Source organism: Nocardioidaceae bacterium SCSIO 66511 (genome assembly GCA_023100825.1).
Classification (GTDB): domain Bacteria; phylum Actinomycetota; class Actinomycetes; order Propionibacteriales; family Nocardioidaceae; genus Solicola.
This window is the reverse complement of the sequence record CP095846.1, coordinates 2,852,186-2,865,198: the sequence shown is the minus strand read 5'-3', so window position 1 is coordinate 2,865,198 and position 13,013 is coordinate 2,852,186. Positions and strand designations below refer to the sequence as shown.

The 13,013-nt window shown below is 67.7% G+C and carries 13 protein-coding genes; 7 read left to right on the top strand and 6 right to left on the bottom strand.

Annotation, left to right across the window (positions count from 1 at the left end):
* The first annotated feature begins 222 nt into the window (after nt 1-222).
* Nucleotides 223-585, top strand: coding sequence for a hypothetical protein (locus MU582_13425; GenBank protein UPK73437.1), 363 nt, complete (start codon nt 223-225; stop codon nt 583-585).
* A 126-nt stretch (nt 586-711) separates the two neighbouring features.
* Here the strand turns inward: MU582_13425 and MU582_13420 are convergent, their stop codons facing one another.
* Nucleotides 712-1,404 carry a response regulator transcription factor gene (locus MU582_13420; protein UPK73436.1) on the bottom strand — a complete coding sequence of 231 codons (693 nt, stop codon included), beginning with the start codon at nt 1,402-1,404 and terminating at the stop codon, nt 712-714.
* A complete protein-coding gene (locus MU582_13415) occupies nt 1,401-2,828 on the bottom strand; it encodes a histidine kinase (GenBank protein ID UPK73435.1) in 1,428 nt (475 codons plus the stop codon). The genes MU582_13420 and MU582_13415 overlap by 4 nt, the downstream gene beginning before the upstream one ends.
* A 109-nt stretch (nt 2,829-2,937) precedes the next feature.
* Here MU582_13415 and MU582_13410 point away from each other — a divergent pair, with 109 nt between their 5' ends.
* Both MU582_13410 and MU582_13405 read left to right on the top strand, forming a co-directional pair.
* Nucleotides 2,938-3,567, top strand: a complete 630-nt coding sequence (locus tag MU582_13410; protein ID UPK73434.1) for a DedA family protein — start codon at nt 2,938-2,940, stop codon at nt 3,565-3,567.
* On the top strand, nt 3,560-4,141 hold the full coding sequence (locus tag MU582_13405) for a GNAT family N-acetyltransferase (GenBank protein UPK73433.1): 582 nt from the start codon (nt 3,560-3,562) through the stop codon (nt 4,139-4,141). The genes MU582_13410 and MU582_13405 overlap by 8 nt, the downstream gene beginning before the upstream one ends.
* 156 nt (nt 4,142-4,297) lie before the next feature.
* Here the strand turns inward: MU582_13405 and MU582_13400 are convergent, their stop codons facing one another.
* Nucleotides 4,298-5,794: a leucyl aminopeptidase gene (locus tag MU582_13400; protein UPK73432.1), complete on the bottom strand. Its 1,497-nt coding sequence runs from the start codon at nt 5,792-5,794 to the stop codon at nt 4,298-4,300.
* A 127-nt stretch (nt 5,795-5,921) separates the two neighbouring features.
* Here MU582_13400 and gcvT point away from each other — a divergent pair, with 127 nt between their 5' ends.
* A complete protein-coding gene (gene gcvT / locus MU582_13395) occupies nt 5,922-7,034 on the top strand; it encodes a glycine cleavage system aminomethyltransferase GcvT (GenBank protein UPK73431.1) in 1,113 nt (370 codons plus the stop codon).
* 89 nt (nt 7,035-7,123) lie between these two features.
* Here gcvT and MU582_13390 read toward each other — a convergent pair whose 3' ends face one another.
* Entirely contained in the window at nt 7,124-9,586 is a 2,463-nt protein-coding gene (locus MU582_13390; protein ID UPK73430.1) for an immune inhibitor A, read from the bottom strand.
* Nucleotides 9,587-9,793: 207 nt separating this feature from the next.
* Here MU582_13390 and MU582_13385 point away from each other — a divergent pair, with 207 nt between their 5' ends.
* A complete protein-coding gene (locus MU582_13385) occupies nt 9,794-10,000 on the top strand; it encodes a hypothetical protein (protein UPK73429.1) in 207 nt (68 codons plus the stop codon).
* A gap of 83 nt (nt 10,001-10,083) precedes the next feature.
* Here the strand turns inward: MU582_13385 and MU582_13380 are convergent, their stop codons facing one another.
* Nucleotides 10,084-11,097 carry an aldo/keto reductase family protein gene (locus tag MU582_13380; protein ID UPK73428.1) on the bottom strand — a complete coding sequence of 338 codons (1,014 nt, stop codon included), beginning with the start codon at nt 11,095-11,097 and terminating at the stop codon, nt 10,084-10,086.
* Nucleotides 11,098-11,118: 21 nt separating this feature from the next.
* Nucleotides 11,119-11,700 carry a DUF3043 domain-containing protein gene (locus MU582_13375; protein UPK73427.1) on the bottom strand — a complete coding sequence of 194 codons (582 nt, stop codon included), beginning with the start codon at nt 11,698-11,700 and terminating at the stop codon, nt 11,119-11,121.
* A 195-nt stretch (nt 11,701-11,895) separates the two neighbouring features.
* On the opposite strand from MU582_13375, the gene MU582_13370 reads away from it, so the two are divergent.
* Nucleotides 11,896-12,681, top strand: coding sequence for a PspA/IM30 family protein (locus MU582_13370; GenBank protein ID UPK73426.1), 786 nt, complete (start codon nt 11,896-11,898; stop codon nt 12,679-12,681).
* Nucleotides 12,678-12,956 (top strand): hypothetical protein, encoded by a 279-nt coding sequence (locus MU582_13365; GenBank protein UPK73425.1) that lies wholly within the window; start codon nt 12,678-12,680, stop codon nt 12,954-12,956. Before MU582_13370 ends, MU582_13365 begins: the two co-directional genes overlap by 4 nt.
* The last annotated feature ends 57 nt before the right edge of the window (nt 12,957-13,013 follow it).

Sequence of the window (13,013 nt, the reverse complement as noted above, 5' to 3'; positions counted from 1 at the left end):
TCTGCCTCCGTACGCGAACGGGTCGGGGCGAGATCTTCGCCACCTGCAGTCATCTTGTCACTGCGCGCAAGTTTCGCGTGACGCGGGTCTAGCGGCAAACCGAGCGCCAACGCATGGGCGCGGAGGCTGGACGGAACCCGGGTCGGCGGGTGCGGCTCGCTCCGGCATGGCATGCTCATGCGGCACACTGGACATATCCGGATCGAAGGGCGGGTGAGGTCGATGGCATGGTTCCGACGCAAGCGCAACAAGACCGCGTCGGGTGCTGCCGTCTCCGACCGTTCCTCGTCGAAGGTCGACCGGGAGCACCTCGCCGAGTTCGTGAGCACGCGTACCGGGGTCGAGGGCTTCGTCGAGCCACAGACGACCGTCACGCAGACGACCCTGCTGCTGGTCGCCAAGGACGGCGAGTGGACGCGTCGCCGAGTTCCGTCCGCCGAGTGGGCACATAAGTTTGCGAACGACCTTCAGGTCCCGAGCTACGACGCCGCCGTCGTCGGCTATCCGCAACGCATGCGTGACTACAACCACCGCAAGAAGCTCGCCGCCAAGGAAGCCGAACGAAAGCTGCGCGATCGGCCATGACCGGCCGGTGCGTGACTCCGCCCGCGGATTCCCTTGGATCCAAGGGAATCCGCGCTTTCCCAAGTCAAACTTGCCGTGGCGGGTGACCGTTTGCCGTGGGATGTGCGGGATCGACGCGCGCCCGCGTCACTCGGATTCCCGCGTCAGGCCGGCCTCGTGCGCGACCAGCGCGGCCTGTACGCGGTTCTCCGAGCCGAGCTCGGACATGATCGCGCTGACGTACCCCTTGACGGTGCCCTCCACGAGGTGCAGCGCCCGCGCGATCTGTGCGTTCGAGCGTCCGCGGCCGATCTCGGCGAGCACCTCGCGCTGGCGTACGGACAGTCCCGCGATGGCATCCTGGGCACGGTGCTGTCGCGCGATCCGGTCGGGGCCCGCCTGGTCGACGAGCCACCGCGTCACCGGCGGCGAGAAGTACGCAGCGCCGTCGGCACACGCGCGCACACCCATGATCAGCTCGCGCGGCGCGCCCGCCTTCAGGACGAAGCCCGCCGCGCCGTCGGCCACAGCGCGCGCCACGTACTCGCCGAGAGAGAACGTCGTCAGGATCATCACCGCCGCCTCAGGAACCGAACGCCGGATTGACGCGACCGCGGACAAGCCGTCCATGACCGGCATCCGGATGTCGAGCAAGACGACGTCCGGACGGTGTTGTCGTACGGCTTCGACGGCGCTGCGTCCGTCGCCGACCTCCGAGACGATCTCCATCGCAGAGTCGGCGGACAGGATGGCGCGTACGCCCTCGCGCACCATGACGTCGTCGTCGGCGAGCACGATCCGGATGCGTTGCTCCGGCGCCTGCGCGTTGTCGTCGGTCATTGATCGGACGCCGGGATCACGTCTGCCGATGCAACGGCGCCGTCGGCGAAGCAGATGCGGTACACGTCGCGGCGGTCGAAGAAGCTGACTTCGCTCTCGTAGTAGCGGCAGTCCGCATCGGGCGCTGCGGGTGGATCGAGTCGATCCGTCGGTGGTTCGAGCATCTCGACCGCTGGCAAGAACTCCTCGACCTCCTCACGTGGCTGGCCGACCTCGATCGTGGCGAACTCCTCCGGGGTCAGCACCGAGGATATCGTCGCGAACGTGAAGTAGCCGACCGTCGCGACGGTAGAGACGACGACGATCGCCACGGGTACGACAATGGCCATGAGCAGGCTTCGGCGAGCTCGGGAGCGGGATTCGCCGACGGCGTCCAGTGTCGACGGGTCGTACATCGACGAGTCTGCGTCGTCGATCTGGGTGACATGGCCGTCCCGCGGGATCCACGCGGTGACGCGGAATCCCCCGGCCGTGGGCTCGGCGGTGAACGTGCCACCGAGCAGCCGAACTCGCTCCGTCAGGCCGATCAGGCCCCGTCCTCCTGGCCGTTGCGTGGTCGCATCGCCGGCCGAGCTCTCGTTGAGGATCTCCAACTCGATGCTGTCGTCGGCCATGACGATCGTGACGGTGACGGGCGAGCCCGGCGCGTGCTTGGTTGCATTCGTCAGCGCCTCCTGAACGACCCGGACCGCGGTGTGCTGAACCAGCGGCGACAGCGACTCCCGCGTGCCGTTCCAGGTCAGGCTGACGTCGAGACCCGCATCGCCGGCGCGGTCGACGACGTCCGCGACCTCGTCGTGAGCCGGGCGTAGCGGCGCGGACTCGCCTTCGCCGAGGAGCCCGACGATGTCACCCAGCTGCTCAGAGGCGCGGGTCGCCGCCTCGCGTACCTGTCGGGCGGCGTCGCTCGTGGTCGCGGCGCCGACGCCTACCTCGAGCGCGCCGGCACGGAGCGCGATCAGGCTGAGCTCGTGGCCGACCGTGTCGTGGATTTCGCGCGCGATGAGGCTTCGCTCCCGGAGACGCGCTTCGGCGGTGAACGCGCGCTGGCTCTCCGCGAGTTGCTCGGCCTGCGTGCGCCGCGCGGCCTTCAGAGCGTGGCGGTCACGCACGTACCTGCCGACCAGCCAGGGGGCGAGTAGCTGGAAGCCGTTGGTTGTCGTGACGCTGATCCAGGTCTCGACATCGGACGGGTCCAGGCCCCGGTACCAGGGCCCCGTCACGGTGAGGGCGACCACGACGGACAACAGGATCGACGCCGGTAGCGGGCCGCGGCCGACGAGGAACGCGAGGATCAGGACGGGTATGCCGAACGTCCAATGCACGCTGAGCAGGATCGCCGCGCACACCAGGAGCGCGAGCACGACAAGGGCACCGCGGCGCGACATCAGGCGTGCGCGTACGTCGATCGAAGTGATGGGCACACGCTCACCCTAGAAGCGACGATCGGACGTCACTACTGACGAAAGTGAGTAGTCGGTGCTGCCCGTGGAGGGCAGTCGGCGACCGGGCCGGAAACCTAGCGTCGCGGCCATGACGGAATGGTTGGCCTCCCTCACCGACGGATTCGGGCCCCTGGTGCTCGGGTTCGCGGCGCTGTTCGCCTTCGCCGAGTCGGGACTCGGGCTCGGATCGTTCCTGCCAGGCGAGTCGGTCATTCTCGCGCTCGCGGTCGGTATGGACGAGTGGCAGCAGAAGGCGCTGCTGCTCGGTGCGGTCGCGGTGGGTGCATCGACAGGCGACCACGCGGGCTATGCGCTCGGCAGGCACCTCGGCGGGCGGCTACGCGAAACCCGCGCCGTGCGGCGGCTCGGCGTCGAGCACTGGGATCGTGCGGTGGGGTTCGTACGCCGACACGGCGCGTCGGCGGTGATCCTCAGCCGGTTGCTGCCGGTCGTCCGCACACTCGTACCCGCGATCGCCGGCGTCTCCGGGCTTCGGTATCGGCGGTTCCTGGCGGCGTCGCTCGTCGGCTCCCTGTTGTGGGCATCGCTCTGGGTGGGCGCGGGAGCGGCGGCTCGCTGGGCGTACGCGGCGCTCGCCGACTCCCTCGGGTCGGCGTGGATCGCCTTCGGTGTCGGCGTGGTGGCCGTGATCGCCTTGCTCGTACGGCGAGGGGTTACTCGATCTCGTCGTCGTCGGTTATCCGCAACGCATGCGTGACGACAACCACCGCAAGAAGCTCGGCGCCAAGGAAGCCGAACGAAAACTGCGCGATGGCCCTGACCCGGCCGGCCTCGTGCGTCACCGGCGCGGCAAGGTGGGACACATGAGCGAGATCGAGATACGACCCGCCCGGCCTACCGATGCAGAGGACATGACTGAAGTGCAGAACGCGATCTATCGCGCAGGCCTGCGGGCGAGCCCCGTCGATGTCGCACTGATCCGGGAGCGCTACCTGAGCCTGGAGCACCGAGTCGCGTGCACCGTCGCAGAGCGGGACGGCCGGGTTGTCGGTTTCCAGTCACTCAAGCGGGCATGGCCCGATAACCCGTACGACGTGACTGAGGGATGGGGAATCATCGGGACACACATTCACCCGGACGCTGGCCGAAGCGGACTAGGTCGCCGTCTCTTCGCCATTTCGCTGGCAGCGGCGAAGTCTGCCGGGCTGCGGCACATCGACGCCACCATCGGCATCGACAACGCGCCCGGCCTTGCCTACTACTCGGCCATGGGCTTCACACCGTACCGGGAGGGCAGCGGCGTCATCCCGCACCGGTTCGACGTCCAATAGGAGGTCCTCATTCGGCGTTCGGCAGCATCGCGAGCCCTACACGCTCGCGGAAGGCGTGAGAATTCCTCCGGTCGCCGACCGACCGGTTGACGATCGGCGCCATCCCGAAATGCTGCCTGGATAGGGGTTGAGCGACGTCCCTATCCAGGCGATCTCCTATTCGAGGTCGCCGTCGGCGATCGCCTGCGCAGTCGCGACAAGCGTCCGAACCGCCACGCCCGTACCGCCCTTCGGCACGTAGCCGTACGCGCTCTCGTTGTTGAACCCGGGGCCCGCGATGTCGATGTGGGCCCAACGAGAATCGCCGACGAACTCGCGCAGGAAGGCGGCCGCGTACAACGTGCCACCGACGGGCTTCGGGTTGTGCTGGCGCAGGTCGGCGATCTCGGAACTGCGTACCTTCGCGCGCATCTCCTCGGCGAGCGGCAGCGGCCACATCGGCTCGCCGACGCTCTCGGCGATTTGGGGGATCAACTCGCGCAGGGTGTCGTCGTTCGACAGCACCCCGGCCGTACGCTCGCCCAACCCGACGACGCAGGCTCCGGTGAGGGTGGCGACGTCGACGAGGAAGTCGGGCTCCTGCTCGGTCGCGACCACGAGACCGTCGGCGAGAACGAGGCGCCCCTCTGCGTCGGTGTTGTGCACCTCGACGGTCGTGCCGCCGCGGATCGTCAACACGTCGCCAGGTCGGGTCGACGAGCCACTGACCATGTTCTCGGCCATCGCAGCGACGCAGGTGACGCGCACCGGCAGCCCGAGTCGCGCGATCGCGAGGGTGGCCGCGACCACGGCGGCAGAGCCTGCCATGTCGCATTTCATCGTCATCATTCCCGCCCCGGGCTTGATGGACAGGCCGCCCGAGTCGAACGTGATGCCCTTGCCAACCAGGGCAAGGTGCGCGACCGGCTTCTTCGGCTTGTACGCGATCTGGACCAGCCTGGACTCGCTGTCCGATCCGCTACCGACGCCGAGGATGCCGCCGCACTTCTCCTTCGCCAGTCGTGCGTCGTCCCAGACCGTCACCTTGACCTTGTCATCGGCGGCGGCTTCGGCGATCGCGTCGGCGTACGCGGGCGGGGTGAGGTCGCCGGCGGCGGTGTTGACCCAGTTGCGGGCGAGCGCGACTGCGGTGGCGATGGTCTCGGCGCGCTCGACGGCCGCCTTGCCGGTCTTCGTACGCGAGCGGTCGGACAGCACCGACACGGAGTTCGGAGCATCGTGGTCGGTCTCGGACTTGTAGCGGTCGAAGCGGTAGCTGCCGAGCAGGATGCCCTCGGCGATCCCAGACACCGTCTCGTCGTCGGGCGTCGGAAACGCGACAGACACGGAGTCGGCGTTGGCGACGGCCTTGATGCCGACGGCGGCCGCACGACGCAGCGTTTCGGTCGACGGCTCCTCGTCGTCACCGACCCCGACCACGATCACCATGGCCGCTTTGATCACGCCGTTGGCCGGCAGTTTCGCGACCTGGCCCTCCTTGCCGGTGAAGCCGAGCGTCGAGAGGGTCGGCTGCAGCGATCGGCCGAACGCATCCGCAACCTCCTCGGCGGGCGTCAGCACGCTCACCTGCTTACCGGATTTCGCGGCGGCGACGATGAGCACGTCCGATCGCGTCGTCGTCGGGCTGGCTGAGCTGATGCTGACCGTAGGCATGCGTCCCCGTTCGTCGGATCTGGATGGATCGGTGTCAGGTTACCGATGCCCGGCCAGGGGTGGTCGCCGAGTGTCGACGGGAGGGTCCCACGAGACACGTCGGTCACGCGGCCCTTAGGTTGACCTCATGGCTACCGCAGATGATCCAGCGCTACTGCGCTCCCCGTTGCACGACCGACATGTCGGTCTCGGCGCCAAGTTCGCCGAGTTCGGCGGCTGGGAGATGCCGCTCGAGTACGCCGGCGGGGGAGTGCTCGCCGAACACAAGGCCGTCCGCGAGGCGGCCGGGTTGTTCGATGTGAGCCACCTGGGCAAGGCCGTCGTACGCGGGCCCGGCGCAGCCGCGTACGTCAACCGCTGTCTGACCGCAGACCTGGGCAAGATCGGCCCCGGTCAAGCGCAGTACACCTTGTGTTGCGACGAGTCGGGCGGGGTCGTCGACGATCTGATCGCGTACGTCCGCTCCGATGAGGACGTGTTCCTCGTACCGAATGCCGCCAACACCGCGGAGGTCGTACGAAGGCTCGCCGCCGAGGCGCCCGATGGGGTCGAGGTCATCGACCAGCACCGTGACTTCGCCGTGCTCGCCGTGCAGGGGCCGCGCAGCGACGACCTACTCGATGCGGTCGGCCTGCCCACCGGCCACGATTACATGTCCTTCGTGACCGCGACGTACGACGACGCATCCCTGACGGTGTGCCGGACGGGCTACACGGGGGAGCGAGGCTACGAGCTGGTCGTACCCGCAGGCTCCGCCGCAGCGATGTGGGATGCGGTGATGACCGCCGGTGAAGCACTCGGCCTGCGCGCGGCCGGACTCGGCGCACGCGACACCCTTCGCACCGAGATGGGCTATCCGTTGCACGGTCAGGATCTGTCGCGCGACATCACGCCGGTGATGGGACGCGCCGCGTGGGCGGTCGGATGGGACAAGGAGGAGTTCTGGGGCAGAGGCGCGCTCATCGAGCAGCGCTCGGCCAAGACGTCGCGCGTATCGCGGGGACTCGTCGCCGCCGGACGCGGCATCCCGAGGCCCGGCATGACCGTACGTAACGGCGACGGCGCGGAGATCGGCGTCGTGACCTCCGGGACGTTCGCGCCGAGTCTTCGTAAGGGCATCGCGCTGGCACTCGTCGACCGCGGTCTCGCCGACGGCGAGACGGTCACCGTCGACGTACGTGGGCGTACCGAGCCGTTCACGGTGACCAAACCGCCGTTCGTTGCCGACTCGGTGCGGTAGCGGCCTAGCCGCCGAGTCGTCGGACACCGCAAAGCCGCGCCCGCCGATCCGGTAGCGGATCGACTGGCGCGGCTGCCAGGTGCGGCGACCTACTTGCGCTCGTACGCGCGGATCTTCATCAGGTTGCCGCGCTGCCAGAGCACGCTGATGTTGACGCCGTTGTTCGGCACCTTCACGCCCGAGTCGGGTGTTGCCCCGAACCAGAACTTGCGGCCGTCGTTGAAGGTCGGTCGCGCCTTCAGGCCACGGAGGTGGTTCGCCCGACCATCGTTGTGCAGCGTGATCGAGTCCGACCGCTCCAGCGAGAACGGAGCGTCGTACCCGACGATGCGGGACCGCCAGTACTCACCGTCGAGTCGCACCCGCGGTCGCGGGTTGGCATCGATGGGCAGGATGAGTCCCTCACCCGGATGCTGACTGGTGTCGTTGTCGGCCTGCGAGGTGTCCCAGTACGAGACGAGCAAGCCGTCTTGCAGCGGGAAGTGCTCCACCCAGTCCGGGCGGTCGCTCTGCCACCCGAAGTTGTACGGGCCGGTCTTCAGGTACTTGTCGAACGACACGTAGTCGCGATGTGAGGCGACGTAGTAGTTGTCGTAGTCCTGGGTGTACGAGCCGGCGGCGGCGGTGAAGCCGTCGAGCGCCCACCCCTCGTCACCGTCTTCGGCGCCGGACTCGAACAACGTCTCGCCACCGGCCGTCACCGAGATGTCGTCGGCGAAGAAGCCGAGGCCGCCAACGGCGCCGTCGGTCTGGTAGCGGATCCGCAGGCTGACGTCCTTGCCCGCGTACGCCGACAGGTCGAAGGTCGCTGGGACCCAGCCGTCACTCGTACCGTCGATCGCGTTGCGCTTCTCGTCTCTGGTGATCGAGCCGGGAATCGAGACCCAACCGCTGCCGTCGTCGACCTCGACGTACGCCTCGTCGCAGTCGGTGTCGCCGCAGTCTTCGATGTCCCAGTTTGCCTGCATGTCCAGCGTCGACTCACCGGCCGGGAGGCTCACGTCGCGGCTGATCGTATTCGCTAGGTTGTCGCCCGAACCGCTCCACCACGACTTCTCGCCGGCGTACGGATCGACCAGCTCGGTCGTCTTCTCCTTCTTGGGCAGTACGACGACCGCACCCTGCGCCTTCTTCGAGTTGTACTCGTGCGGGCCGAGTACGACCCGACGGTTCTGATCGGGACGCATGATGTCGTAGTCGAGCCAGCCCAGCTGCAGCTTCTCCCATGCGCCGAGGTCGCCGGCGCGCGTACCGATGCCTTCGTCGTGCTTGGCTGCCAACCGGCTCTGCGCCATCAGCGACCAGAACTCGACGCTGTTGTCGCCGCCGAAGCGGTCGTACAGGTCGGGCAGGCCGAGGTCGTGGCCGTACTCGTGGGTGAACACACTGACGCCGCCGTTCTCCGGCTGCATCGTGTAGTCGCCGACCCAGATGCCGGTGTCGCCGATCTGGCTGCCGCCGAGCGGGTTGTCGGCCGGTCCACCGGCGCCGATCGGGGTGGTCTGGGTGTACCAGCGGTGCGACCAGATCGCATCCTCACCCTGGTGCGGATCGCCGTCGGCCTGGTCGCCTCCGGCGTGCACGATCTGGAAGTGGTCGATGTAGCCGTCGGGCTCGTTGAAGTCGCCGTCACCGTCGTAGTCGTAGCGATCCCAGCGGTCGAACGTCTTGAGTTGCTTCTTGATCTGGGCGGGCGTACGACCCTTCTCCTCCTGGTCGTCGACCCAGGCGTTCACGGCGTCCTTGACGAGGTGCCAGACGTTGCCGCAGTTGGTGTCCTGGCAGACGGCCGGGTCGTCGCCTTCCTCGCCGTCGGCGACCGGGTCGTTGCTGCGGCCGTAACGCGCCTCGTTGTACGGCACCTTGACCCAGTTCGTGACCGTTCCGTCGACGCTGTAGCGACCGGACGACTGACGCTCGTAGTACGTCTTGACCGACTCGGTCTCCTTGCCGGCGCCGGGCTTCGCGCCCTCCCCGAAGTAGATGTCCTGGAAGTGCTTACGGCTGTAGTTGGGCTGCCAGACCGTCGAGTTGTCCTCGCTGCGGTCGGGTTCGGGGATCGCGTTGTGCGCCGGGCCCTCGAACGTCGTCGGCCCGGGTGTCGTGGGGTCAAGGTCCTTGTCGGGGAAGTCCTCGTGCCGCTCGTCACCGAACTCCACGAGCACCGCGAAGATGCGGTCGGTCGTCTCCCGGTCGAGCTCGACGTACTGAGCGTTGCTCTGCTTCTTGGCGGTCCGCTTGCCGTTGGCGTTGACCGCGGCGGCGTTCTTGGCGGAGCCGACGCGCATGACCGTGCTCGGGCCGCGTTGTTCGACGCGGTTCTCGCCGTGACCGTTCAGCAACGTCGTGATCGCGCGTTCGCGTAGCTCGCGGCGCTTCTCGTCGAGCGGGTTCGGTAGGTCGTCGGTCTGTGCGACGTCATCGGAGGCGGCGGTCGCTGACTGCGGCGCCGTGCTGGGCGCTGCGCCCGCCGATGCCGTTGTCACCCCGTAACTCGCGCCCAGGGTCGCGGTCATCGCCGCGGCCGTCAGTACGACGGATATCTTGCGCAACTTGGTTGTCCCTCTCCCTGCCTTCGACAGATCGTGTCGAAGCGTGTTCGATGCACGCCGCCCCTGAGCCGGACCCCGCGCATGGTGTTCACCGAGTGCGCGCGGAACTCAGACGTGCCGATCGGTTCAGATCGTCGTCACTATGTCGCAGGTCACACGACCGCGCAAGCCTCTCGTACGAGGATCGGTCGCCGATATGGTCGGTCCATGACATGGACCTGGCGGCTGCAGGACGCGGCCGGTGAGACGGTGACGGCGGGCGTCAGCCTCGAGCACGGCTTCCCGAGTCGGGGCGAGGCGGAGTCGTGGATCGGCGAGGCGTGGCAGGAGCTACTCGATGCGGGAGTCGAGCAGGTGACGCTCCTCGACGAGGACCGCGAGGTCTACGGGCCGATGAGCTTGCGTCCCGAGTGACGTTGTGAAGAGTTCGCGGACTTCTGGGTGTTCCAGCGCGCTCTGAACACCTGAAAGTCGGCGAACTCCGTACGTCGGAGGGTTCAGCCGCCCGGTCGGTGCTCCGGCGAGCTCGACTCGGTGTGCTCAGGGTCGCGTACGACGACGCCGGCAAGCGCGTCGTCGATGGCGCGCATCGTGGCTTCGTCGAGGCGTACGCCCGCGGCCTTGACGTTCTCGGTGACCTGGTCGGGCCGGGACGCGCCGATGATCGCGGCCGAGACGTTCGGGTTCTGCAAGACCCAAGCGACGGCGAGCTGCGCCATCGAGAGTCCGACGTCGGCGGCGATCGGACGTAGCTTCGCGACCGCGTTGAGCACATCGTCGTTCAGCCAGCGGGCGATGTTGGCGGCGCCACCGCCTTCGTCGGTCGCCCGCGAACCGGCCGGCGGCTGCGCGCCAGGCTCGTACTTGCCGGTGAGTACGCCCTGGGCGACCGGCGACCAGACGATCTGGCCGACGCCGAGCTCCTCGGAGGTGGGTACGACGCGCTCGTCGATGACCCGCCAGAGCATGGAGTACTCCGGCTGGTTCGAGATGAACGGGATGCGCAGGTCACGAGCCAGCTCGTGCCCGGCGCGGATCTGGTCTGCGGTCCACTCGGAGACGCCGATGTAGTGCGCCTTGCCCGAGTGCACGACGTCGGCGAAGGCAGACATCGTCTCCTCGAGCGGAGTGTCGTTGTCGAACCGATGCGCCTGGTAGACATCGACGTAGTCGGTCTGAAGTCTGCGCAACGAGCCGTCGATCGACTCCATGATGTGCTTGCGTCCGAGTCCGGCGTCGTTCGGCCCGCCTGGGCCGGTCGGCCAGAACACCTTCGTCAACACCTCGACCGACTCGCGGCGCACTCCGGTCAGCGCCCGCCCGAGCACCGCCTCGGCGGCGGTGTTGGCGTAGATGTCGGCCGTGTCGAACGTGGTGATGCCTTCGTCGAGAGCCCTGCGTACGCAGGCGATCGCGGCATCCTCCTCGACCTGCGAGCCGTGGGTCAGCCAGTTGCCGAACGCGATCTCCGAGATCTTCAGACCGCTCTTACCGAGAAAGCGAAACTCCATTACGCCAGACTAATCCAGCCGTCACGGAATCGGCTGACCGCGCTTCAGTTGCGGCTTGGGCATCCGGAACCTGCGTAGCTGGGTGCTTCGGAGCACGGCGTACGGGAGGCAACCGCGGGTGCTCTCGCCGGGGAACCGCTTCTTCAGCTCGCGGCGTACGCGGATGATCAGGTAGATGGTGTCGAGCAGGGTGCCGATGATGGTGACGATCCACAGCCCGAACAGCGCGAGCACGGCCCATTCGGTCTGCAGGAAGCTCAACAGCAGGATCACGACGAGCAGGGGCAGCAGGAACTCGGCGACGTTGTAACGGGAGTCGACGAAGTTGCGTACGAAGCCGCGCACCTTGCCTCGGTCGCGGGCCGGGAGGTAGCGGTCGTCGCCGGTCTCCATCGCCTCGCGCGTCTTCATCCGCTCTTCGTACCGCTTCTGGCGCATGACCTTCGCGGCTTCCTTGCGGGTACGCGGCGGCTTGACCCGCGCCTTGCGCGCGGCCTCGGCCTCCTTGCGCTTCGGCGTCGCACGGCCCTTTCCGGACGGATCGGGCTCGGGAGCCTCTTCGGGTACGTCTTGGCTGTTGGAGGAGCGTCGGAACAAGGGCATGGCTTTCGGGGCGTCGTGGGAGTGCGTGAACGCGGCGTACGCTCAAGGGTACCGAGACCCGCGCCACATCGGTCGACCGCGTCCGGGCACCGCGAGCTCACGTCGAGCCGCGGAGACCCGTTCCCCGCGAGACCGGGCTGGCCGTAAGGTTGAGGCAGACACTCGACGCATTGGACGAAGGGGGCTCATACCTCTATGAGCATCATGAAGCGGATGAGCGCAATCTTCCGCGCAAAGGCCAACAGTGCCTTGGACAAGGCGGAAGACCCGCGCGAGACGCTCGACTACAGCTACCAGAAGCAGCTCGAGCTGCTGCAGAAGGTACGCCGCGGTGTCGCCGACGTCGCGACGAGTCGCAAGCGCGTCGAGCTCCAGATGAACCAGCTCAACCAGCAGAGCGACAAGCTGCAGGACCAGGCGAAGAAGGCGCTCGGCGCCAACCGCGAGGACCTCGCCCGCGAGGCGCTGACCCGCCGCAGCGGGCTCCAGCAGCAGATCAGCGATCTGCAGGCCCAGCATGCGCAACTGCAGGGCGAGGAGGAGAAGCTGACGCTGGCGTCCAAGCGTCTGCAGGCGAAGGTCGAGTCGTTCCGTACTCGCAAGGAGACGATCAAGGCCACCTATACCGCCGCAGAGGCACAGACTCGGATCAACGAGGCGTTCTCCGGCATCTCCGAGGAGATGGGCGACGTCGGCATGGCCGTCCAACGCGCCGAGGACAAGACCGCGCAGATGCAGGCGCGCGCAGGTGCCGTCGACGAGCTGATCGCCTCAGGCGCGCTCGACGACGTCACGGCCAGCCCCGGTGACGACATCGCGCGTGAGCTCGACGCGCTCGGCGCATCCGGCGACGTCGACTCCGAGCTCGCCGCAATGAAGGCACAGCTCGAGGGCGGCGGCGACACGAAGTCGATCGAGGGCGCGCCGACCCAGCCGGCAGCGCAGCCGGCAGAGGAGCCGAAGACGGAGGGGCAGGCATGATCATCCGGATCATGAGCGAAGGTCAGTTCTCGGTGGCCGACGAATCGGTCGCCAACCTCAACGAACTCGACTCGGCCGTTGAGGCCGCCGTCGAGGCAGACGACGAGGCAGCGTTCAAGCCCGCGCTCGTCGCGCTCCTCGAGGCCGTACGCGCCGCGGGCGAGGCGATCGACGATGAGGAGCTCGTCGACTCCGATCTGATCCTGCCGCCTGCGGATGCGTCGCTGCAGGAGGTCGAGGAGATGCTCGGTGACGAGGGCCTCATCCCGGGTTGAGCCCATGGCGCGGCGTCCCGGAATCTTTCCGGGACGCCGTACGTCTGTATAGGTGAG